This window comes from Undibacterium sp. Ji42W (genome assembly GCF_049340405.1).
Lineage (GTDB): Bacteria > Pseudomonadota > Gammaproteobacteria > Burkholderiales > Burkholderiaceae_D > Undibacterium.
In genome coordinates, this window is sequence record NZ_JBMPOV010000004.1 from 415,769 (window position 1) to 438,712 (window position 22,944).

22 protein-coding genes are annotated in these 22,944 nt (G+C 48.9%); 13 read left to right on the top strand and 9 right to left on the bottom strand.

Going from position 1 to position 22,944, the window contains the following annotated elements; all coding sequences use genetic code 11:
* The first annotated feature begins 31 nt into the window (after positions 1 to 31).
* A complete protein-coding gene (locus ACO0LG_RS11365) occupies positions 32 to 1,684 on the top strand; it encodes a GGDEF domain-containing protein (protein WP_423026328.1) in 1,653 nt (550 codons plus the stop codon).
* A gap of 108 nt (positions 1,685 to 1,792) precedes the next feature.
* Here the strand turns inward: ACO0LG_RS11365 and ACO0LG_RS11370 are convergent, their stop codons facing one another.
* Genes ACO0LG_RS11370 through ACO0LG_RS11405 form a run of 8 tightly spaced genes read right to left on the bottom strand, consistent with a single transcriptional unit; the run spans position 1,793 to position 9,690 of the window.
* A complete protein-coding gene (locus tag ACO0LG_RS11370; protein WP_423026330.1) occupies positions 1,793 to 2,542 on the bottom strand; it encodes a cephalosporin hydroxylase family protein in 750 nt (249 codons plus the stop codon).
* On the bottom strand, positions 2,529 to 3,353 hold the full coding sequence (locus ACO0LG_RS11375; protein WP_423026332.1) for an NAD-dependent epimerase/dehydratase family protein: 825 nt from the start codon (positions 3,351 to 3,353) through the stop codon (positions 2,529 to 2,531). Before ACO0LG_RS11375 ends, ACO0LG_RS11370 begins: the two co-directional genes overlap by 14 nt.
* On the bottom strand, positions 3,350 to 3,838 hold the full coding sequence (locus ACO0LG_RS11380; RefSeq protein ID WP_422951353.1) for an acyltransferase: 489 nt from the start codon (positions 3,836 to 3,838) through the stop codon (positions 3,350 to 3,352). The genes ACO0LG_RS11375 and ACO0LG_RS11380 overlap by 4 nt, the downstream gene beginning before the upstream one ends.
* A gap of 9 nt (positions 3,839 to 3,847) precedes the next feature.
* Positions 3,848 to 5,074: a methyltransferase domain-containing protein gene (locus ACO0LG_RS11385; protein ID WP_423026334.1), complete on the bottom strand. Its 1,227-nt coding sequence runs from the start codon at positions 5,072 to 5,074 to the stop codon at positions 3,848 to 3,850.
* Positions 5,071 to 5,649, bottom strand: a complete 579-nt coding sequence (locus ACO0LG_RS11390; protein ID WP_423026336.1) for a dTDP-4-dehydrorhamnose 3,5-epimerase family protein — start codon at positions 5,647 to 5,649, stop codon at positions 5,071 to 5,073. The genes ACO0LG_RS11385 and ACO0LG_RS11390 overlap by 4 nt, the downstream gene beginning before the upstream one ends.
* The gene (rfbG, locus tag ACO0LG_RS11395) at positions 5,646 to 6,725 is read right to left on the bottom strand and encodes a CDP-glucose 4,6-dehydratase (protein WP_423026578.1); all 1,080 of its coding nucleotides are present in this window, start codon (positions 6,723 to 6,725) and stop codon (positions 5,646 to 5,648) included. Before rfbG ends, ACO0LG_RS11390 begins: the two co-directional genes overlap by 4 nt.
* Positions 6,719 to 7,489: a glucose-1-phosphate cytidylyltransferase gene (gene rfbF, locus ACO0LG_RS11400; protein ID WP_422951350.1), complete on the bottom strand. Its 771-nt coding sequence runs from the start codon at positions 7,487 to 7,489 to the stop codon at positions 6,719 to 6,721. The genes rfbG and rfbF overlap by 7 nt, the downstream gene beginning before the upstream one ends.
* Positions 7,490 to 7,491: 2 nt before the next feature.
* Positions 7,492 to 9,690, bottom strand: a complete 2,199-nt coding sequence (locus ACO0LG_RS11405) for a tetratricopeptide repeat protein (protein ID WP_423026338.1) — start codon at positions 9,688 to 9,690, stop codon at positions 7,492 to 7,494.
* 400 nt (positions 9,691 to 10,090) lie between these two features.
* On the opposite strand from ACO0LG_RS11405, the gene ACO0LG_RS11410 reads away from it, so the two are divergent.
* From ACO0LG_RS11410 to ACO0LG_RS11445, 8 genes are all read left to right on the top strand, one after another.
* A complete protein-coding gene (locus tag ACO0LG_RS11410) occupies positions 10,091 to 11,578 on the top strand; it encodes a flagellin (RefSeq protein ID WP_423026340.1) in 1,488 nt (495 codons plus the stop codon).
* Positions 11,579 to 11,678: 100 nt separating this feature from the next.
* Positions 11,679 to 12,062, top strand: coding sequence for a flagellar protein FlaG (locus ACO0LG_RS11415; protein WP_423026342.1), 384 nt, complete (start codon positions 11,679 to 11,681; stop codon positions 12,060 to 12,062).
* Between the two features lie 119 nt (positions 12,063 to 12,181).
* Positions 12,182 to 14,194 carry a flagellar filament capping protein FliD gene (gene fliD / locus ACO0LG_RS11420; protein WP_423026344.1) on the top strand — a complete coding sequence of 671 codons (2,013 nt, stop codon included), beginning with the start codon at positions 12,182 to 12,184 and terminating at the stop codon, positions 14,192 to 14,194.
* Between the two features lie 43 nt (positions 14,195 to 14,237).
* Entirely contained in the window at positions 14,238 to 14,708 is a 471-nt protein-coding gene (gene fliS, locus ACO0LG_RS11425; protein ID WP_423026346.1) for a flagellar export chaperone FliS, read from the top strand.
* A gap of 6 nt (positions 14,709 to 14,714) precedes the next feature.
* The gene (locus ACO0LG_RS11430) at positions 14,715 to 15,050 is read left to right on the top strand and encodes a flagellar protein FliT (RefSeq protein ID WP_423026348.1); all 336 of its coding nucleotides are present in this window, start codon (positions 14,715 to 14,717) and stop codon (positions 15,048 to 15,050) included.
* Between the two features lie 5 nt (positions 15,051 to 15,055).
* A complete protein-coding gene (locus ACO0LG_RS11435; RefSeq protein WP_423026350.1) occupies positions 15,056 to 16,387 on the top strand; it encodes a flagellar hook-length control protein FliK in 1,332 nt (443 codons plus the stop codon).
* Positions 16,374 to 16,685, top strand: coding sequence for an EscU/YscU/HrcU family type III secretion system export apparatus switch protein (locus ACO0LG_RS11440; protein ID WP_423026352.1), 312 nt, complete (start codon positions 16,374 to 16,376; stop codon positions 16,683 to 16,685). Before ACO0LG_RS11435 ends, ACO0LG_RS11440 begins: the two co-directional genes overlap by 14 nt.
* A gap of 37 nt (positions 16,686 to 16,722) precedes the next feature.
* A complete protein-coding gene (locus tag ACO0LG_RS11445; RefSeq protein WP_423026354.1) occupies positions 16,723 to 17,484 on the top strand; it encodes a flagellar brake protein in 762 nt (253 codons plus the stop codon).
* 130 nt (positions 17,485 to 17,614) lie between these two features.
* On the opposite strand, the gene fliE is transcribed toward ACO0LG_RS11445, so the two are convergent.
* The gene (fliE, locus tag ACO0LG_RS11450) at positions 17,615 to 17,968 is read right to left on the bottom strand and encodes a flagellar hook-basal body complex protein FliE (RefSeq protein WP_423026580.1); all 354 of its coding nucleotides are present in this window, start codon (positions 17,966 to 17,968) and stop codon (positions 17,615 to 17,617) included.
* 202 nt (positions 17,969 to 18,170) lie between these two features.
* Between fliE and fliF the strand changes: the two genes are divergently transcribed.
* The 4 genes from fliF to fliI are packed head-to-tail and all read left to right on the top strand — an operon-like array spanning position 18,171 to position 22,920.
* On the top strand, positions 18,171 to 19,862 hold the full coding sequence (gene fliF, locus ACO0LG_RS11455) for a flagellar basal-body MS-ring/collar protein FliF (protein ID WP_423026356.1): 1,692 nt from the start codon (positions 18,171 to 18,173) through the stop codon (positions 19,860 to 19,862).
* The gene (fliG, locus tag ACO0LG_RS11460) at positions 19,855 to 20,850 is read left to right on the top strand and encodes a flagellar motor switch protein FliG (RefSeq protein WP_423026358.1); all 996 of its coding nucleotides are present in this window, start codon (positions 19,855 to 19,857) and stop codon (positions 20,848 to 20,850) included. The genes fliF and fliG overlap by 8 nt, the downstream gene beginning before the upstream one ends.
* Positions 20,843 to 21,526, top strand: a complete 684-nt coding sequence (locus tag ACO0LG_RS11465) for a flagellar assembly protein FliH (RefSeq protein WP_423026360.1) — start codon at positions 20,843 to 20,845, stop codon at positions 21,524 to 21,526. Before fliG ends, ACO0LG_RS11465 begins: the two co-directional genes overlap by 8 nt.
* A gap of 5 nt (positions 21,527 to 21,531) precedes the next feature.
* The gene (gene fliI / locus ACO0LG_RS11470; RefSeq protein ID WP_423026362.1) at positions 21,532 to 22,920 is read left to right on the top strand and encodes a flagellar protein export ATPase FliI; all 1,389 of its coding nucleotides are present in this window, start codon (positions 21,532 to 21,534) and stop codon (positions 22,918 to 22,920) included.
* Positions 22,921 to 22,944: the final 24 nt, after the last annotated feature.

Consider the following 22,944-nt stretch of genomic DNA (forward strand, 5'->3'; position numbering starts at 1 on the left):
CTCTTGTTAGCAAGGTCATTGGCAAAGCAAAATGTCGAAAACTCCAAATAATTCGCAGTTTAAAAGTCCCACAGATATTGCGCGCGAGACATTCAAACAATTGGCGATACAGCGTATCGCGCCAACACCCGAAGCCTACCGCAAACTATATAACGACATTGCTGGCATTCCAGATACTCCGGTAGAAGCCCCGCCTGAAGTGGAGGCAGCCCCAGTCATTCCGCCAGCCGAGATTTTACTTGCCAATTTTGCCAACAGCCTGCAAATTTCGACAGGTGAGATGTCCACTTTTGGCCAACGCTTCAGCCGGGCCATCAAAACTGGCAACTGGCAAGATTATGGCCGGGGCCTGACCCAACTGGCTGAACGTATTACGGCACCGCCGGCAGCACCGTCCAGTAACATCAGTCTCGTCGATCCGCTGCCACTGCCTGTTGCCAACAAAAGCATCTCGCTGGTTGATGATGGCCCGGTTGAAGATGGCAGATTGCGCATACTTAAGGACTTGCTGTACCGCACCCTGACACTTGCCCTCACGTCACTGTTGAAACCTAGCCCGCAACTTGCAGAAGAGTCGGAAAGCCTGGGCACGGCAGTCAAGGTTGCTGGCAATGAAGGTGAGCTGAATCTGATTGCTGGCAGACTCAAGCAATTGTGCTTTCAGATTGAACTGCAAAGTGGTGACAGCGCTGAACAACAGGAATTGCTGCTGCGCCTGTTTGACCTTCTGCTGACCAATATCCACGATCTGCTCGACAACGATAACTGGCTACGTGGCCAGATCGAGGTAGTACAAAATCTCATCGCAGGCCCGATTGATCACCGTGCCCTGCAAGAAGCCACGCGCAGCCTGAAAGATGTCATCTATAAGCAAGGCGTACTGAAAACCAGTATTGACGAGTCAAAAACCTCTGTCAAGAACATGATGACGGCGTTTATCGACAGATTGAATGCCATGGCAGACAGCACTGGGGCTTATCAGCACAAGATGGGTACCTATTCACAACAACTGAGTTCCGCCAAGAATGTTGCCGAGGTCAACGACCTGATCCGGAATATCCTCAACGAAACCAAGGAAGTCCAGTCTGAAACCCTGCGTTCGCGCGACATGATAGTCGCCGCCCAAAAAGAGGTCAGTGAGGCAGAAGCACGCATCAAGGAACTGGAAAACAAGCTTGCCCACATGAGCGAACTGGTCAGGGAAGACCAACTGACAGGCAGCCTGAACCGCAGAGGCATGGACGATGTATTTGAACGTGAAGCCGACAGGTCTGACCGTCGTAACACACCACTTTGCGTAGCCCTGCTGGATCTTGATAACTTCAAGAAGCTCAATGACACCCACGGCCACGCCGCCGGTGATGAGGCGCTGGTTCACCTGGTACGTATCGTCAAGCAAACCCTGAGATCCATCGACGTGGTAGCACGGTACGGTGGTGAGGAATTTGTCATCATCATGCCGGAAACGCAGCTGGAAGAAGCTGCTCAGGCCATGATGCGCGTACAAAGAGAACTGACAAAACACTTCTTCACAGCCAATGATCAACGCTTGTTCATTACTTTCAGTGCGGGGGTTGCCTTGCGCAATCCGCTTGAGCCGCAAGAAGAAACCATCAAGCGTGCCGATAAGGCAATGTATGAGGCAAAACAATCAGGGAAAAACCGCGTCATCAAGGCGGGCTGATATCAGGGGATCAGCGTATCAGGTGTATATATATCGCGGATTAGTAAAGAGAATATAAAAAAACACGGAGGACAAAATGATGTCCTCCGTGTTTTTTTGAGCTTTTTTCTAGCTGACCCGTTTCAGGAAACCATCAGGTGCAACGGTAATCTGCAATTTATAATCCATGGCCTTGTCTATCACAAATTCTGGATGGGTTTTCAGATATTCGAAAACGGCAGTCTTCGGGCTATTTCCCGGCTGCCACGGACGATTATCAAAGACATCTGCCGGCACATCTTCTACAAAAGTATCAAATACGACGCAATAACTGTCTTTCGTTACCAATGGTGCGTAAGCCTGCAACTCAGCCAATACATGTTCGTAGGTATGGTTGGAATCCAGGAATACCAAGACTTTTTGCTTACCTTGTGCAATTGCCTTCACTTGATCCACAATCTCAGTAGCGACACTTGATCCTTGCAGCATCTGGATACGTCTGGACATAGGGTGTTGCAGAATTGCTTCCTTATTGTGTTCTCGAATATCAATATCGATGCCAATAACTTTAGCATCAGGATTACCACCGCAAGCAGCATTTAACTCCAGCAAGGAAGCGGAGTAAATAATAGAACCGCCATGAGCAATACCGGTTTCTATGATGAGGTCTGGCTGCACCGTCCAGATCAGTTCTTGCATCGCCATCATGTCTATCGGGTTTTGTATGATGGGTCGCCCCAACCATGAAAAGTTATAAACATACTGACGACGCATGCTTTGCTCCAGCCAATCGCGGGACTGCGCCTGGAACTCAAGATCTTTGCCCAATTGCTCTATACGGGCATCGCGTTCTGCTTCAAATTGTTTAATCGGGTTCATGGTTTTTTGTGTAATGATTAAAAAGCGCTGGTAATTCACTTGTTATATCCAACTCCGGCTGACCGGACAAGGACTCCAGCTTTAATGTAGAAATAGGCGGAAAACTGATGCACTGCGCATGATTTTCGAATTCACAACTGATCCCGAACTGTTCCAGCAAAGCTGCTATTCTGGCATGCTTAGTATTCCTGCCCCTGGCTAAATTGTATATGCCAATCTCACCTTGTGTAGCAATTATGGGTAAAAAACGCACTACATCTGCGATGGAAATGTAATCTTTTTCTGAATCAGGACTGCTGCGAAATACCACCCTTTTCGTTTTTGTTGCGGCATTCAAGATATCTGCCAGGAAATTCTGCTCTGGCATCCCTGCTCCATACACATTCGATAAACGGACTACGCGCACATTGCGACCACCATGCAGGCACAGGCTTTCACCCATGAGTTTGGAAATGTTATATAAATCACCAGACAAATGAGAGCTGACGGTCAATGCTGTGTCTTCTTGCGTATTCGTAGCGCCAGCATAAACACGGGTACTCGACAAGTAAGTCAGACTGGCAAACTGGGCTTGTTGCAAAATACTTGATAGCAAGTGCACATGGGCATCTACTGTAGCATAGGGGCGTTGCCGGAAATCTGCCGTCAGGCCAGCGCAATAAAAAACATGACCCAGATCATCCGTCGCCAGCCGTGAATCATCACGCTCTGCGACATAACTGTCCCACCCGTTTGCTCGCAAAGCCTGGTGCAGATGCCGCCCAACAAAGCCTTTGCCACCTATCAGGGTTGCGCGCAAAGTCTCGCTCATTTGCGCATCCCGATTTGTTGCAAGGGGTTGCCAACATTGATGGAGTACGCAGCGACCTCAGAACGGACGATAGAACCCGCACCTATGACGCAACCCTGCCTTAAAATGGCACCATCAAGTATCACGCAATTTGCCCCTATCCAGACATCGTCTTCAATGACTATGCCACCTTTGCCAGGCAAGAAACCTTGTTGATTGATGCGCCGGCTTTTGTCGTGATAGGCATGATTGACTGGCGCAAAAGTACAATTGGCGGCAATCGCCACATCATTTCCTATCACGATGCCGTTCCCCGTATACAGCACGCAGCCAGAATTGATGACACTGCGCTCACCAATCACAACATCGGCCACGCCACCGGCAGGCTTGAATTTGACAAAGCTGTCTATGCTGGAAAAAGCACCTATGATAATGCGCGTCCCTCTGACTGAATCTTCAATATCAGCCAATTTGGAAATTCGCGCATCTGGATGTATTTCTATCATGCTGAGCTCTTACACCACCGTTAATTGAGGAATCGCAACGACGAATTGCGCGCCCCAGTTTTTTGCCTGGGCGAGGTCTTGCATGATTTCTGCCTGCAAATTCCAGGGCAAAATAAGAATGAAATCCGGTTTATCTGCCACTAAATGATGAATGTCAACAATAGGTATATGGCTGCCAGGCATGAACTTACCTTGCTTATGGGTGTTGATATCCACCACATACGGCAAGAGATCAGGCCTGACTCCAGAAAAGTTCAGCAAGGTATTGCCCTTGGCAGCAGCGCCGTAGGCGGCTACACGCTTGCCATTGCGTTTTGCGTTGAGTAAAAACTCCAGCAATGCAAACTTGGCAGACTCTGCCTTGTGCTGTGCCGCCTTATAGAAATCGTCACTGAGAATACCCGCTGCCTGTTCTGCTTGCAGTACTTGCGCGACACTGGCTTTTTCTTCGCGGTACCTGATATCCATTCTCTGCGCAAGCACGCGCAAACTGCCACCATGCGTTGGCCACTCCTGTACATCAAATACATGCAATCCGTTTTTTGCAAACACCGTCCTGACCGCATGCAATGACAAATAAGAATAATGTTCATGATAAGCAGTATCAAACTGGTTTTGCTCCACCATATTCAACAAATGCGGGAATTCAAAACTGGCGACACCTTGCTCACTTAAGAGCAGGCTAAAGCCAGCGACAAAATCATTAATGTCAGGCACATGCGCCAATACATTATTTGCTACTGATAGATCGACGCGCTGACCACGCGCCAATATCTCGTGAGCCAGTTCTACGCCAAAGAAGCGCTCTACGATATTGATGCCTTTTTTCCTTGCTGCCTCAGCGGTACTGGCGGTTGGTTCCACACCAAAACAGGGGATGCCGACCTCTTGCACATATTGCAACAAGTATCCATCGTTTGCTGCCACTTCCATCACCAGGCTTTGCGAATTCAAGCCCAAATCCTGGCACATCGCTTCAACAAATTTCTTCGCATGGGCCAGCCAGCTAGAAGAAAATGAACTGAAATAGGCGTAGTCGGCATCGAATAAATTTTCACGCCCGGTAAAATCCAGGGTTTGTGCCAGCCAGCAAGCATCACAAACCATTACCTTCAAAGGTAGCCAGATTTCTGCCTGGCTCAGGGCTTCTGGTTTTAAATAAGCATTCGATGGTGGTGCTGAACCAAGATCGAGAAAGGTTTGCGTCAATTCATGCGCGCAATGCCTGCACTTCATACAATCACTCCTTGAAATTCTTTACTTAACATGGGCCAGTTGCGGTCTTTATCCGACATCTCGGTTGTCCCCACAGGCCATTCTATTGCTAACCGGGCATCAAATGGGTTTAATCCCATTTCATCTGCAGGTACGTAAGGCTTGCTATGGCAATATAGCATCTCAACCTCATCCGACATGGTTTGAAAACCATGAGCGAAACCGGCAGGTATTAAAAACGAGCGCTGGTTCGCTTGTGACAGCAACACAGAATGCGACTGCAAGAAAGTGGCAGAATCAGCACGCAAATCTACGGCCACATCCCAGACCTCGCCTTTCATGCAGGTGATTAATTTCATTTCTGCACTTGGGGGCAATTGCAGGTGCATGCCGCGTATCGACCCCTTCACTGAAGTATAGGTATGATTCACTTGTGCGATTGGCTCGTGCCAGCCTAGCCCGGCCAAATCTGTTGCGCAAAACATGCGTTGAAAATAACCACGCTGATCACCCAGCACTTTTCTTTGCAGCAGGTAGAGGCTATCCAAAGGCGTCGATAAAATCTCAAAGCGGCCTGAGGCTGAGACTTGCATCATGCATTACCTGCCATGAAAGCGGCAATATCCTGGTCACATAATTCTGCAGCACACTGACCTTGTGCAAAATCACGATACCAGTGCATACTGCGGCTGACCGCCTGCTCAAGATTCCAGCGCGGGGCAACCCCCAGGGTCTGCCTCAATTTACTGGCATCCAATGCCAATAAGGCCGCTTCATGCGGGCCAACAATATCAGCCGCAAATTCAGTCTGCCCACTGCCATAAGCAGCCTGTGCAAGCTTTACTACTGCTCTTACACTTGCTGCATCATCGGGGCCTATGTTCCAGGCATGGCTGGCCTGTGGATTAGCATGCGCATACTGGGCAAGACACAGATATGCTGACAGTGGTTCCAGTACATGCTGCCATGGCCGGACAGAGTCGGGACGGCGAATCTGCAAAGTCTGCCCGCTTTGCCAGGCTTTTACAGCATCTGGCAGCAATCTGTCTTCAGACCAGTCGCCCCCGCCAATCACATTCCCGGCCCTGGCTGCCAACACGGCGGTGCCCTGCCCGGCCAGAAATGAAGCGCGATAGCTTGCCAGCACCAGTTCTGCCGCAGCTTTGCTGGCACTATACGGGTCATGGCCACCTAATTCAGCAGTTTCTGGATAAGGATTGATCTGCTCAAGATTGCGATAGACTTTATCCGTCGTGACGATCAGTGCAAGTTTTACATCGCTGCGCCCCCTGAGTGCCTCCAGCAGATTGGCTGTGCCCATGATATTGCTGGCAAAAGTCGCCAGAGGCTCACGATAACTAGCGCGCACCAGGGCCTGGGCTGCCAGATGGAATACAAACTCTGGCTGACACGCATCCATCGCAGCGGTCACCGCATGAATATCGCGTATATCGCCAATGTGACTGCTGACCTTGTCTTCAATCGTCAGCAAATCGAACAAATTAGGTTCGGTTGCTGGCGCCAAAGCCAGCCCGTGCACCACAGCGCCCATGCCAGACAGCCAGTATGCCAGCCAGGCGCCCTTAAAACCAGTGTGCCCGGTCAGCAAGATACGCCGCCCGCGCCAGAAGGCGGGATCAACGATGCTTGTTTTTGTGATGTGATTTACCATACTCGCCACGGTGCTTTTCCTGATTGCCACAAGTCTTCCAGCAGATTTTTTTCACGCAGCGTATCCATGGGCTGCCAAAATCCACTGTGCTCGAAGGCCATTAATTCCTGGCGTTTGGCCAATTCGGCAAGTGGCGCGGCTTCCCAGCTAACGCCATCATTATCGATAAAATCCAGCACTTTGGGAGACAGCACGAAATATCCGCCGTTGATCCAGCCACCATCACCACGCGGCTTTTCGATAAAACCGGCGACCTGATTACCGTCACGTTCCAGTGCGCCATAGCGTCCGGGCGGAAGAACTGCTGTCACGGTAGCCAGTTTGCCATGCTGTTTATGGAATGCGATGGAAGCAGCAATATCCAGGTCTGCAACACCATCACCATAGGTAAAGCAAAATGCTTCTTCACCCTGCAAATAACGGGCGACACGCTTGAGACGCCCGCCAGTCATGGTGTCTTCCCCGGTATCCACCAGGGTTACCTTCCAGGGTTCGGCATGGTGCTCATGCACCTCCATACTATTATTCTGCATATCGAAAGTGACATCTGACATATGCAGGAAATAATTGGCGAAATATTCCTTGATCAAATAGCCCTTGTAGCCACAACAGATCACGAATTCATTCACACCATGCGCCGAGTACGACTTCATGATGTGCCAGAGTATAGGATGCCCTCCTATCTCTATCATGGGCTTGGGCTTGAGGTGGGTTTCTTCAGAAATACGCGTCCCCAGGCCACCGGCTAAGATAACTGCCTTCACTCTTATTGTCCTTCACAATAAATTTGCCACATCTGGCGAAATGCTTTTTCTACTGAACGTGCAAAAGCCGGCTCGTCCATGAGCAGAGACTGCTCCATTTCCTGACGCAAACTGCCCCTTAGTCTGCGTAATCCATCCAGATCGTGCGCCAGAATAATGGCTTTTTGCGCATATTCATCCTCAGTATACGCTTGCCATTCTTCATGGCCAATCGCAGTCAGAATACTTGCGCCGATACGGCCAACAGAAGGCCGGTCTGCCAGGGAGATGAACGGAATGCCCATATATAAAGATTCCAGCAAGGTCGTTCCTGAATTATGCGGAAAACAATCCAGACTGATATCTATATGTTTCAGCACTTCCCAGGAAGGTGTAGTAAAGCCTATATGCAAACGTGAACGTTCGATTCCATAACGCATGAACCTTGACGCCATTTCATCCTGTACTTGCGGATCCTTGAAGTCGCCACTATTAATGATCAACTGGGAATTGGGCATCGCATCCAGTATCGTTGCCCAAACACGTACAACACGGTGATTAATCCTGGTGGAGCGTGACAAACTGCCAAAGGTAACCATGCCAGTCTGTTCAAAAGGCGAAGTTGTCAGTTCTGCCTTGCGCGTGTCGGGTCTGTATACATATGCAGGACCATCCAGGCACCATACTTTCTCTGAAAATAAATGGGCGCAATTGTCCGTAATTGTGGGCTTGTCCGTCAAGTAATAATCAATCGCACTCAAGCCAGTTGTATAACCATATTCAAGCCAATGCAAGGAAACTGGTGCCGGTTTGCGTGCGAATACCGACAGGCGGTTACCATTGGTATGACCCGCGACATCCACCAAGATATCGATGCCATCAGCACGAATACGTTCTGCCAGCACCTCATCTGTCATATCCCGGGTTGGCACCCAATGGTCTACCTGTTTTTTATAATAGTCTGTGACCTCGTCCTCAAACGGTGGATTGGCATAGGCATACACTTCAACCTGCCCTTTGTCATGCGCTTCTATGAGTGGCAAAAGAAAATACTTGCAAACATGATTGTAAAAAGCTTGGGTCACATAGCCTACTTTAAGCCGTTTGCCAGGTATAGGGGCATTTTCAAATGCCCTCCATGTTGCCTTTAGTGGAGCGGTAAACCGTACATCAAACTCGTGGTAAGCATTAAAAATGACTTCCGGCGTCAAATCTGGATGGTAATTCAGGCAAAACAATAAGTTGGTATAAATTTTTCTGTTGAAAGATGATTCACCATCTTGTCTGAAAGACAGTGTTTTTATGTAGGCTTCTATCGCTGCATCCAGGTGATTTGCTTCACGCAAGGTATCACCATAGGCGGCCCAGATCTCTGGAATATTCTGCGTCAGTGTCAAGGCATGCTGACCGCATTCTATAGATTCTTGCACCTGCCCGTTCTGACGCAGAGCATCAATCAGATTAGGGTAAACCTGAACCAGATCGGGTTGCAATTGCAAGGCATGCCGGTATTGCTCAATAGCGACGCTGTACATGCTGTGCTCGCGATAAGCCAACCCAAGATTGTTAAACAGGTAGGCCAGGTTGGGGTTTAATTGAACAGCTTTCGATATACTGGCAATCGCCTCTTCTGTTTTACCAATAAAACGTTGCGCATTGCCAAGATTATTTAGCCCGACCACCATATCTGGCTGTATCGCCAGTGCTTTTTCCAGATAAACAATAGCGTCGGCGCAGCGCTCCAGGGAAATCAGCACATTTCCCATATTTACAAGAACATGCGAATTATTCGGCAACAGGCTAACTGCCTTGCTTAATGCATCCAAAGCCTGAGGGAATTTGGCCTGTTCTATCCTGGCAAGACCAAGATAATCCCAGACGATGCCATCACGAGGCAAATAAGATGACAGCCACAAACTGCCATCTTCCAGTTGCGCATACTGCTTTGCCAATAAGTACTTATTAAATATACCGAAAGCGATTTTCCTGTTATCAGCAAAATGTGGCATGACGTCAAAGGCGAGCTTGATATACGTCATACCTTCATCGCACTCGTTTGTATCGCCACAGATTCTGGCTAAAGCATAGAGCGCTTCAGCATGGCGCGGAAAATGCCGGATAATATTCAGTGCGGCATGTTTTGCCTCGGCCAGCGCTCCAGCATCGAAAAACTTATGAACTTCACGCATTGCTTTTCGGGCATCAAAACCTGTTTTTGCCATGACCAGTTCCTAAGTAAGATTTTTTATCATTAATTATTTTTACAAATGCCTCGGTTTGCTTACAAATTATTTAAGCAAAATGAGTAAAACTGCATGCATAGAATGGAAAATACCAGAAACAACCCTGCTCAGGCTTATTTTATAACCAATGAATTTGTTTCCATGTGTTAAATAAAGCCCCAAAACTAAATCAAATTAGACCCTAAAGTATTTAAAAAAAGCGCCGACAAGCGGAATGACTAAAAAAACTTGAGCGAAAAAAATAAGATTTATTTTCAGAAACACGCTAAAACTTTTTTTATCTGTACCGATACCCTTTACAACGGCGGTCCAATAGTCAGCACGAAAGACCAAAGTTTCAGGCTACTACGCCAATTTGAATAACTTAGGGAGAATTACCATGGCTGTTATTAATACCAATATTGCATCGCTGAATGCACAACGTAACTTGAGCACATCCCAATCTGCTCTGAACACTTCCCTGCAACGTCTGTCTTCCGGTCTGCGTATTAATAGCGCCAAAGATGATGCCGCTGGTCTGGCTATTTCCGAACGTCTGTCTTCTCAAATTGGTGGCTTGAATCAAGCTGCACGTAATGCGAACGACGGTATCTCCCTGGCGCAAACTGCTGAGGGCGCATTACAACAAATCGGTTCCAACTTGCAACGTATTCGTGATCTGGCCGTACAATCTGCCAACGGTTCTAACAGCGTTTCTGATCGTGCCGCTCTGAACAATGAAGCAAGTCAGCTGATTTCTGAGATCAACCGCGTTGCCAGCAGCACTAACTTCAACGGTGTGAACCTGCTTGACGGTAGCTTCTCCGCACAAACTTTCCAAGTTGGCGCTAACGGTACATCGAACGATCAAATCAGTATCGCTTCCATCTCCAGCGCAAAATCTAGTGCCTTGGGTGTCGGTGCATCTTCCAGCTACGCAACAACAGTTGCCGGTGCCGGTGCAGTTACTACCACAGCCCTGGCTGCTGGTGACTTGTCCATCAATGGCTACCAAGTTGGTGCTTCTGCAGCAGATGGCGTATCCTTCTCCAACTCTACAGCTAGCGGCATCTCCAAAGCAGCTGCGATCAATGCAATCAGCGGCAGCACAGGTGTTACAGCAACTGTTGGTTCGACAACTGTTGCAGGTACTGCAAGCACTTCTGCAACAGCCATTGCTTCTGGCGACATTACTATTAACGGCGTAAATCTGGGTGCCTTGAATGCATCTACTTCTGGCGCACAACGTGGTGCTCAAGTAGCTGCTGCTGTCAATGCAATCAGTACACAAACAGGCGTTACAGCAACATTCAATACATCAACTGGTGCAGTTGCACTGGCTGCTGCCGATGGCCGTAACATCACTGTAACAGCGAGCTCAAACGCTGCGGCTGCCGCTGCAAATACAGGTATTACCGTATCAGCAACTGGCGCAACTGACGTAGCTACATCAACACTGTCACTGACTTCTACCAGCTCTGCTGGTATCACTCTGGCTAACGGTACAGGTACTGGTTTGACAGCTGCCAATCTGACAGGTGCCTTTACATCTGCTTCGGTAACGGTTGGTGCTGGTGTATCGTCACTGAATCTGGGTACGGCTGCCGGGGCCACCTCTGCGCTGACGACCATTGATGCGGCATTGCAGTCAATCAATAGTTCCCGGGCTTCTCTGGGTGCGTATCAAAACCGTTTCTCTTCCGCGATCGAAAGTTTGCAGACTAACTCTGAAAACTTGACAGCATCCCGCAGCCGTATCCGTGATGCAGATTTCGCCCAAGAAACAGCGTCCCTGACTCGTGGCCAAGTGTTACAACAAGCTGGTACAGCGATTTTGGCTCAGGCAAATGGCTTGCCAAACGGCGTTCTGGCCCTGTTGCGTGGCTAATAGAAGTAGGCTTAAGTAAATTAGGTTTATACTTAAAGCATAAAGCATGTCCCCCTGGTCATCTTTTTGATCAGGGGTATTTTTCTTGAAGGAAAAGATCATGGACATCCGGTCGATAGGGAGCGCATCTCCATCAGGACAACTGATCGCCGATCGTACAGTCGCACCTGATACCAGCTCACCCGTTTATAAGTCTGCAGCAGCTTCAACGCAAACCATTGATGCGGTCAAGGCAGCCTCCTCTGCGTCAACACCACCAGAATTTGATAAAGTGACCAAAGCAGTCGACGATATCAACAAAACAATCCAGTCTCTGTCACAATCCCTGGAATTCAGTGTAGAAGAACATAGTAATAAAGTAGTCGTGAAGGTGGTTGATCTGCAAACCAAAGAAGTCTTGCGCCAGATCCCGTCTGAAGAAGCCCTTGAAATATCGCGCTCTCTGGATAAACTACAAGGTCTATTGATCAAACAACAAGCGTAATTAGCTAATCTATAGTCAGTCCTGCATCTAAGTTTTAAATTGGCATGTAAATTCCCCTCTAAAGTCTGGTTTGTCTTTGCCGATAATTTAGTACAGTACGGTCTGACAAGGGGAACAATGTGGGCATACAATCGACAGGCTTAGGCGCCAATCTGGACGTCAACGGTCTCATTACCAAACTAATGCAGGTGGAGAGTCAGCCACTGACAACACTGGCGAAGAAAGAAGCCAGTTTTCAGGCAAAGCTATCTGCTTATGGCACGCTTAATAGCGCGCTCAGCGTTTTTCAGTCCAATGTTACCGGCCTCAGCAATCTGGGCACTTTCCAGTCGCTTACTGCTTCTGCAGGCGACAGCTCAATTTTATCTGCCACCACCACCAGCGTTTCTACTCAAGGTAGCTATAACGTCAATGTCACCAAGCTGGCACAGGCGCAAACTATTTCCAGTGCTGGTCAACTCAGCTCCACTGCGAGCATAGGTAGCGGCACCAGCACGACAATCAACTTCGAGTTTGGCACTATCGCTGGCGGCACTTCTGCAAATGGCGTGTATACAGGTTCGACTTTTACCCAGGATGCAACACAATCGATCGGTACAGTGACGATCGATGGCGCGAACAATTCGCTGCAAGGTATTCGTGATGCAATTAATGCCGCAAAGGTAGGTGCAACTGCAGCCATTGTTGGTGACGGCAGTGCTACGCCCTATCATCTTGTGCTTACATCAGCAAAAACTGGTGCCACTTCTAGCTTGAAAATCTCTGCTACTGGCGATGCCGCAATTCAAAGCCTGGTGAATTATGATCCGGCTGGCGCACAAAATTTTACGGAAACAACGACGGCACAAAATGCAGCGCTGACTGTTAATGGTATTGCAATTTCCAGTACATCCAATGCGGTAACTGGCGCCATACAGGGCACAACCCTGAACCTGAGCAAAGTGGGCACGACCAGTTTGTCATTGAGCGCCAATACCAGCGGGATACAATCTGCAATCAATGGTTTTGTGAAAGGCTTTAATGACTTTCAGGCCACGTTAAAAACCCTGACCGGTTACGATGCCAGTACGCAAAAAGGCGGCATCCTAATTGGCGATTCTACCGCCAGGAATGTACAAAGCCAGATCAGGTCGACACTCAGTACCGCTGTCAACGGGCTGGGTGGGAATATCACGAGTCTCGCCAGCATAGGCATCAGTTTTCAAAAAGACGGTACACTTTCTGTAGATTCTTCGAAACTAAATACTGCCTTGTCGACGAATTTCAATGAAATCAGCGGTCTGTTTGCCTCTGTCGGCAAAGCAACGGACAGCCTGGTCAGTTATACCAGTTCGACCAGCGCAACCAAACAAGGCGCTTATGGACTGGAAATCACAGCCATTGCCACGCAAGGTGGTTTGCAAGGCGACTTGGACCTGACTGCTGCCAGCACCACCATTGCTGCCAACACTGGCATCAATGTAACCCTGGATGGAAAGACGTCTCTGGTGTCGCTGGCTGCGGGCACTTACACGGCGTCTTCACTGGCGACCTTGCTGCAGACTTCGATCAATGGCAACTCTATATTCAAAGACAACAGCTCAACAGTCACTGCAACGATCAATGGCAGCGGCCAGTTGCAATTGCAATCAACCCGCTATGGCAGCGCGTCGAATGTGAGTCTGGCTGATGGCACAGGTACTGGTGCAGCCAGCTTTACCGGTACTGTGCTGAATGGTACTGCGGGCGTGGACGTAGCAGGGAAACTGAATGGCATTACAGCAGCCGGTAGTGGGCAATATTTGACGGGCGCGACTGGTTCCGATGCCGAAGGTTTGAAAATATTGGTCAGCGGTGGCTCACTTGGCGCACGCGGTACGGTCAATTTTTCAAGAGGTTATGCATCTCAGGTATCGTCTTTGCTGTCTAGTGTTGTTGGCACTTCAGGCTCTATATCCAGTGCTACAGATGGTATCAACCGTAGCATCAAGGACATAGGCAAACAAAGGGATATTTTAAATAGCCGCCTGTTCGATACAGAAGCACGCTACCGGGCACAATTTACAGCTTTGGACACTATTGTTAGTAGTTTGAATAATACTAGTTCATTTCTCACGCAACAACTGGCAGCACTGACGTCAAGTACGAAGTGAATGTGGTTAGCAGTATCAATAATATCAGAGAGGATTAATCGCTATGTTTGGCTCATCTCAAGTACGTGGTGCAAATGCCTACGCAAAAGTTGGCATAGAGACTGGCGTGATTGCTGCCAGTCCCCATAAATTGATTGTGATGCTTTTTGAAGGAGCAATCGTAGCGATCTCCAATGCATCGCAACACTTAAGCAACGGTGAAATTGCCTCTAAAGGCCAGTCAATTTCAAAAGCTATCGCCATTATCGAAAACGGACTGCGCGCAAGTCTCGATAAGAAGGCAGGTGGTGAAATAGCCAATAATCTTGATGCGCTTTACGAATATATGAGCGCCCGTTTGATTCGCGCCAATTTGGACAATAACGATGACATGCTCAATGAAGTAAAAAATCTCTTAAGGGATTTAAAATCTTCATGGGAAGCGATTGCACCCAGCAACGAACCTGTCGCAGAAGCACCAAAAATGAATATGGACCCATTGTCCCCTCGTCCTGCCAACTTTGTTGAGGCTTGAATCAAGATGAATAGTCTGGAACTAATCTCATTGTATGAAAATGTTGCCGCAATTACAGGCAATATGCTTGAAGCAGCACGCTCAGGCAATTGGGAGCTGCTGGAACAACTGGAGAATGACTGCTCCAGCCGCGTGCAAACCATACGTGAAAGCGAAATCCCTTTTGACCTGTCCGCAGACATGCGCGACAAGAAAGTCCGCATCATCAAGAAAATTCTTGCTGACGACAAGGAAATCCGTGATATTACCGAACCATGGATGGCGCAGTTGTCAGATCTGATAAAAAACTCCAGTACCAACAGAAAATTATCTAATGCTTATGGTGCAGGTAGTGCAGCCTGATTTTTATGGCTACCCCACTCGATAGTTTGTCCAAACCAGTTGCCAATATCGAGGCACCAGCAGCAGCATTATCCATCAACGAAACCAGGCAGGACATCACTCCAAAACTGGCGCAACTGGTTACCGGGCAATTGCTCAAAGGCGAAATCCTGTCGAAGTTGATGGATGGCAGTTTTACCGTGCGGGTGGCAGGCATTACCGCCAAGATGATGCTGCCAGAAGGTACAAAAACAGGCGACCAGATTCCATTGCGACTGATCGCAACCGAACCCCGCCCCACCTTCCTGCTGGAACACAACGGCGACGCCCAGTTCCCTACTCCGCTACCGCAAAACTACGCTGTAGGTGCTGACAAGCGCCCACAGCTTCAAACCAGTAATTATCTCGGTGCGGCTGTCAATGAAGTGGAGACACCAGTCTCGCAAACAATCAGCAGACCAAGCACTCCAGAAACAAGCATTAAAGCCGATACTTCGAGCATAGTCAGTTTGTCAGTGAATGAAGCTGCCAGGAAGGTCAACAATGATACTGGCATCAACTCCCCCAAAGTCAGCCCACATGAAGTAACGACTGCAAAACAGGGAGAAATCAACGGCAAGCTCTTCCCTGGCAATAACAATGCCTTTGATACGACACCGGATCGCCTGAGCAGCGCACCGACATCACTGAGCAACACAGGGAAATTCATTACTCAAATTTTGCAGACTGCCCCCAATCAAGGGGAGAAACTGAGTATTGCCAGCCAGACTCCGATCGTTGCTACTGCAGTGGAATTAAAAGACACCAGTACGACAGCGAGTAAGCTCCAGCACCAGATCAGCACCAGCGGCTTGTTTTATGAATCCCATGTTGCAGAATGGGCACAGGGCAAGCGGCCTATCAATGACATCAAGGCAGAGCCTCAAGCAAAAATTGGCGCCACCGACATCACTGCCAGCAACCCTGCTACAGCTTTAAGCCCTGTCAATAAAGAAATGGGGCAAATAATTCACCAGCAATTAAATGTTCTGGAACAAAATATTGTACGATGGCAGGGAGAGCTTTTCCCCGGACAAAAAATCGAATGGGAAATAAAAAAAGAAAGCCAGGGAGATCGCCATCAGCAGGAAATTGAGAATGTAAACTGGCAATCGGTGGTTCGCTTTGATTTGCCCAATCTGGGGCCAGTCACAGCGATCATCAATCTACAGTCAAGTAATCTGGGCCTGTCCTTACGGGCTGAGCAAAGTAGCACTGTCTCTGCCCTAAAGGATCACGCAAGTGAACTGGCAACTGCCATGCAGGTGGCCGGTTCACCACTGATGTCTTTTGTGGTGAATAAAAATGAGCGCAGCTGATCCGCCAGTCAAACCAGTACAAAATGCCGTTGCTCTGGCTTACCAGAATGGTGATGCAGCGCCTAAAGTAGTTGCCAAAGGCAAAGGTTTGATTGCCGAAGAAATCATCAACAGGGCAAAAGAGCATGGCGTGCATGTACATCAGTCCAAAGAATTAGTCTCTTTGCTCATGAAAGTCGATCTTGACCGGGATATTCCTCCTGCCCTGTATCGGGCAGTTGCAGAACTGCTCGCTTGGCTTTACCATATTGATACGGAAAAGTCTGAGACAATTTCGGAGACTTCAGGGCAACAATAATTAAACAGCCCCAATTTTAAAATACGACTATAAAAATATGCCATCGACACCTCCGAGTCTGGGTACAGAAAATCAAAGCCCGTTTCAAGTTGATTCCCGCCGGGAAATCATCGGTCTGTTGCGCGGCCTGAAAGAAAGCAAACAATTGATCAGCATGCTCATCAATAGTGGCTCAGAAGTATTCATCACCTCCATACTTGACGTTGATGACGACACCAATCTGGTGATCATTGATAGTGCTCCTGGTCAATTGGCAAACCAGCGCATCATTGAGGCTCCAAGAGTATCGTTTGAAGGCCTGCTAGACAGGATCAGCATACAGTTTTCTGCATCGAATCTTGAACGCATAGAGTTTGAAGATCGCCCTGCCCTACAGTTTGAAATACCAACGAATATGATACGTCTGCAAAGGCGCGAATATTATCGTATCAATACCCCTTTATCCAACCCTATCCGTGCGATGATACCCGTGCATCTGGAGGATAGACAGGAAACATTGAAGCTCGCGTTGGTAGATATCAGCTGTGGTGGCATAGCAATACTGGATGAAAGAAAAATCCTGGATAGCACCATAGGTATTATCTATGAGCAATGCAAACTTGATTTGCCGACCATAGGCCTGGTAGATGTGATACTGCAAATCCGTAACTCTCAGGATCTGGTTTTGTTGAATGGCAAATCAAATCGCCGCCTCGGCTGCCAGTTCATTAACATGTCCAACGGCGTACTGGCGAGCATACAGCGCTACATCATGAAGCTCGAGCGGGAACGCAATGCCAAGTTAACCGGTATACGCTAAAAATTAATACATAGTTAGCTGAGTAGTTGCGCAGGCATAGCCCCATTTCCAGCAATCGGACTTTATTTTTCAGACTGACGACTGATGCCAGGGCCCGTCTCTAAAACCTGCGCGCACTTTTGCTGAGCGCTTATATCTGCATATTCATGATGTCATGATAAGCCGATACCAGTTTATTCCTCACCTGCACGGTGGTCTGGAACGAGATATTGGCTTTTTGCATGGAAATCATGACATCAGACAAACTGACTTTATCATCACCCATAGCAAACTTTTGTCCCAGTTGCTGTGAACTGATCTGAGATTGATTCACGCTCTCCAGCGAAGCCTTTAATGCCTCTGCAAAATCCAGCCTGCCAGGAGCTGCCGTACCATCTGTCGTACTCACTCCCAGACCTGAACTCGCTTCCATTCTGGCCGCGGTCGCTTTTAATTGCGCAACCATGGTTTCTATGCGGCTGGCGTCTATGCCCCCCATTTTCATTTGATCACCTATCTTGTGGACTTTCACATTTGCTACATTAACACCCAGAAGGCAAATGGGAGCTTGGAAAAGAACTGTAAAGGCATCGTTTTTCCTGCGTTTGATTTCGGTAATTAAGTGGAAAATCGCTATCAAGGAAAAAACCATATCTGGAACAGCAAGCATGCAATCCACTGACACATTACTTAGCACAAGGTGAACTATGGCAACCGCAGAAAATATAGCAATTGCCCCGCCTGGACCTGCCCTGTCGGGCATATTTGGCTTGCCGCAGACGCCCGCCATGCGCAACATCATGCTGTCGGTCGGTGCCGCAATTACCATTGCCATCATGGTGGGTGTATGGCTATGGAGCCAGCAACCTGATTACAAGGTCTTGTTTTCCAACTTTAATGACAGGGACGGTGGTGCCATTGTTGCCTCATTACAACAATTAAACATTCCTTACAAATACTCAGAAGGTGGCAATGCCATCCTTGTGCCCGCCAACCAGGTCCACGATGCGCGTCTGAAACTGGCGTCACAGGGCCTGCCCAAAGGCGGCAATGTCGGTTTTGAATTGATGGAAAACCAAAAGCTGGGTATCTCACAGTTTCTGGAACAAGTGAATTTTCAACGTGCATTGGAAGGTGAGTTGGCGCGCTCTATCCAGGCGGTCTCATCAGTCCAGACTGCACGCGTACATCTGGCCATTCCCAAATCACAGGTTTTTATCCGCGACCAGCAAAAACCGACCGCCTCGGTCTTATTGAATCTTTACCCCAGCCGTGTGCTTGATCAACAGCAGGTCAGCGCCATCATTCATCTGGTTGCCAGTAGCGTGCCTGAGTTATCTGCCAAGAATGTCACTATCGTCGATCAAAATGGCAATTTACTGTCAGATCCGACCAAACAGATGGCGAACAACAGCCTTGACCCATCACAACTTAAATACGTACAGGAATATCAGCAAAACATTATCAAACGCATAGAGTCGATTATTTCACCTATCGTAGGTGCCAATAATGTGCGCGCTGAAGCGACTGCAGATATCGATTTCTCACGCTCAGAACAAGCCGCTGAAACTTACAAGCCCAATTCACCGCCTGAGGCTTCCGCCATACGTAGCCAGCAAACCAGCGAGTCGTATAACAAGGCGGGCAACCCATCCGGCATACCAGGGGCATTGAGTAATCAACCACCAGTCCCGGCAACAGCCCCCATCGTCGCCAGCGGTGCAGCCAATACACAGAGTGCCGCATCCAGCGCAGGCCTGATGCAAAAAGACTCCACCATGAACTTTGAAGTGGACAAGACCATACGCTATACGCAGCAACCTATGGGCGGGGTGAAACGTCTTTCTGTTGCTGTAGTCATCAATTACAAAACAGAAACAGATAAAAATGGCAAAACCACGACACGTCCGTTGACAGACATAGAAAAAACCCAGATCACTGACCTCACCAGAGAAGCCATGGGTTTCAACAAAGACCGTGGCGATACCTTGAACGTAGTCAACAGCCCCTTTGCCAGCCCTGAAAAAGAGCCTATAGTGGATTTACCACTGTGGAAACAACCTGATGTATTGCAAATGGCTAAAGAAATCGCCAAATACATAGGTGTTGCCATCGTCCTTGCCTACTTGTTTTTTGGCTTCTTGAAACCCATGTTACTGAAGATGATGGGCAAAGACAAAGCAACTCTGGAAGCAATGGACGCTGAAAAACGGGCGCAGGAAGAAGCAGAAAAAGAGGAAGAAGAAGCTGCCATTGTTAATTTGTCGAAAGAAGCAGAACTACAGAATACCAGACATGGTTCCAGTTATGAAATGAATCTGGAAATGGCGAAACAACTGGCAAAAGACGATCCACGTATTGTGGCTAACGTAGTAAAGGCATGGGTCAGCAATGAGTGAAGATGGAGTCCAAAAAGCCGCCACCCTGATGTTGGCACTGGGTGAAGATGGCGCTGCCGAGGTCATGAAATATCTTGGCCCGCGCGAGGTGCAAAAAATCGGTGCAGCCATGGCTGCTATCGGTGCCATCCCGCATGAGGCCATCGCCAAGGTTCTGGAAGAATTCAAATCGGCGGCCGACCTCAGTTCCTCGGTCGGTCTGGATTCAGATGAATACATCCGCAACGTACTGACCAAAGCCCTGGGCGACGACAAGGCCGCTTCTTTATTGAACCGTATTCTCGGTGGCAAGGATGCCAGCGGGATAGAGAGCCTGAAATGGATGGATTCACCCTCGGTTGCAGAGTTGATCAAGAATGAGCATCCGCAAATTATTGCCACCATCCTGGTCCATCTGGAAAGTGATCAGGCTTGCGAGATCCTGAACCAGTTTACCGAACGCCTGCGCAATGACATCGTGCTGCGTATCGCAACGCTCGACGGCATCCAGCCAACTGCATTGCGCGAACTGAATGACGTACTGACCAAGCTGCTGACAGGCAACGAAAGCCTGAAGAAAAAATCCATAGGCGGCGTCCGTGCTGCCGCAGAAATTTTGAACTTCATGAGTGGCGAGAATGAAGCGTCAGTCATGGATAATCTGCGCAAATACGATGGCGACATGGCAGAAAAGATCATGGATGAAATGTTTGTCTTCGATAACATCCTTGAAATTGATGACAAGGGCATACAGTTACTGTTGCGCGAAGTACAGTCTGATTCACTGATCGTCGCCCTGAAAGGTGCAAATCAGGATATGCGCGAAAAAATCTTCAAGAATATGTCGCAACGCGCTGCAGAAATGATGCGCGAGGATCTGGAATCCAAAGGCCCGGTACGCTTGTCTGAAGTGGAAACGCAACAAAAACAGATCCTGCTCATTGTCCGACGCCTGGCCGACGAAGGCCAGATCATGTTAGGTGCAAAAGGCGAAGATGCCTATGTCTAATAATACTCCCCGTAGAGGTGACATGACAGCATTCCAGCGCTGGGAAATGGCGTCTTTTGGGGACAATCGACCTGCTCAGGTAGAAGAAGTCAGGGCAGCAAATGCGAACCAGGCTGCCCAAAGCCGACTGGAAGCTGACAAAGCGAGGGAGGCAGCTAAACAGGAAGGTTTTGCGGCTGGTTACAAAGAAGCCTACGAACGTGGCCTTAAAGATGGTCAGGAAACTGCGTATGCTGAAACGATGGAACAAGTGCAAACTGAAATCCACTCCTTGCAACTCTTGGCGCAGGCATTCTCGGAGCAATTGCATTCAGCATCCCAGCAAATGGGCAGTGAATTAATGTATCTTGCGCTAGACATGGCAAAAACCATGCTCAAAGCTAAACTCGATAGCGATCCGACCGTGATATTACCTATCGTCGAAGACGCCATTGCACAGTTGGCGAACGTACAGCAACCTGCCCATATTTTATTGAACCCTGAAGACGCAGCCATGGTTAAAAATCAGCTCGGTGAAACACTGAGTGAAGATGGCTGGCGCATCATCGTCGATCCCATGATGGCACGCGGTGGCTGCAAACTGGAAACCCAGCATAATCTCGTCGATGCAAGCTACCCAAGCCGCTGGCAAAAGCTGCTGGACAGCATGCAAATCAGTGATCGCAAAGAAGGCTGACGCACATGTCAGATACCTTCATCAACGACTGGAAATCCAAGCTCAATCTAGGTCGTGAGCAAGTTTATCATGCACAAACCACGTCCATGTCTGGCAGAGTCACCCGCGTCACTGGCCTGGTGATGGAAGCAGTAGGCTTGCGCCTGCCAGTCGGCAGTGCCTGTAGCATTCATCTGCAAAGCGGTGCAAAAATAGAAGCCGAGGTCGTCGGCTTTGACGGTGACAGGCTGTTTTTAATGCCACACAGTGATCTTGACGGCGTGACACCTGGCTCCCCGGTTTTTCCGGCAGAACCTGAAGCGCATGAAATTGCCAATCACCCACGCCGCCGTCCCAGCGACCGCAGCCGTCATCTGCCAGTAGGCTATGAGCTGCTTGGTCGCGTTCTGGATGGTAATGGCCGCCCTCTTGACACACTTGGCCCACTAGGCACACACGAATCAGCCCCTTTGGGTGCACGCATCTACAATCCGCTGGAACGTGCCCCGATTGTTGAAACACTGGATGTGGGTGTACGCGCCATCAATAGCATGCTCAGCGTTGGCAAAGGCCAGCGACTGGGCCTTTTTGCCGGTTCAGGCGTAGGTAAAAGCGTGTTGCTGGGCATGATGGCCCGCTATACCGCTGCCGACATCATCGTGGTAGGCTTGATTGGTGAGCGTGGACGTGAGGTCAAGGAATTTATTGAGCAGATTCTTGGTACTGAAGGCCTGGCCCGCTCCGTTGTCGTAGCCGCGCCAGCCGACGCCCCTCCCTTGATGCGTTTGCAAGGCGCAGCCTATGCAACCACCATTGCTGAATATTTCAGGGATCAGGGCCGCAGCGTATTGCTAATCATGGACTCGTTGACCCGTTATGCCATGGCCCAAAGGGAAATTGCCCTGGCCATAGGTGAACCGCCAGCAACCAAGGGATATCCCCCCTCCGTATTTGCCAAGTTGCCTGTATTAGTTGAACGGGCGGGCAATGGCAAATCTGGAGGCGGGTCAATTACCGCCTTTTATACGGTATTGACCGAAGGTGATGATCAGCAAGACCCTATCGCAGATGCTGCCAGGGCAATTCTGGATGGTCATATTGTCCTGAACCGTACCTTGGCAGAAAGCGGCCACTACCCTGCCATTGATATTGAACAATCGATCAGCCGCGCCATGCATGGCATAACCACGCCCGAACATCAGGCTTTGGCCAGAAGGTTAAAACAATTATATTCACGCTATGAACGTAGCCGGGATTTGATCAGCGTTGGCGCCTATTCACCAGGATCTGATCCCTTGCTGGATGAAGCGATACGCCTCAACGGACGGATAGTTGCCTTTTTGCAACAAGATATTACTGAAAAATGCAGCATTCCCGAAAGCTTGAGCCAACTTCAGGCTCTATTCAACGGATAGAAAATCCTGCCAGCGACTATACTT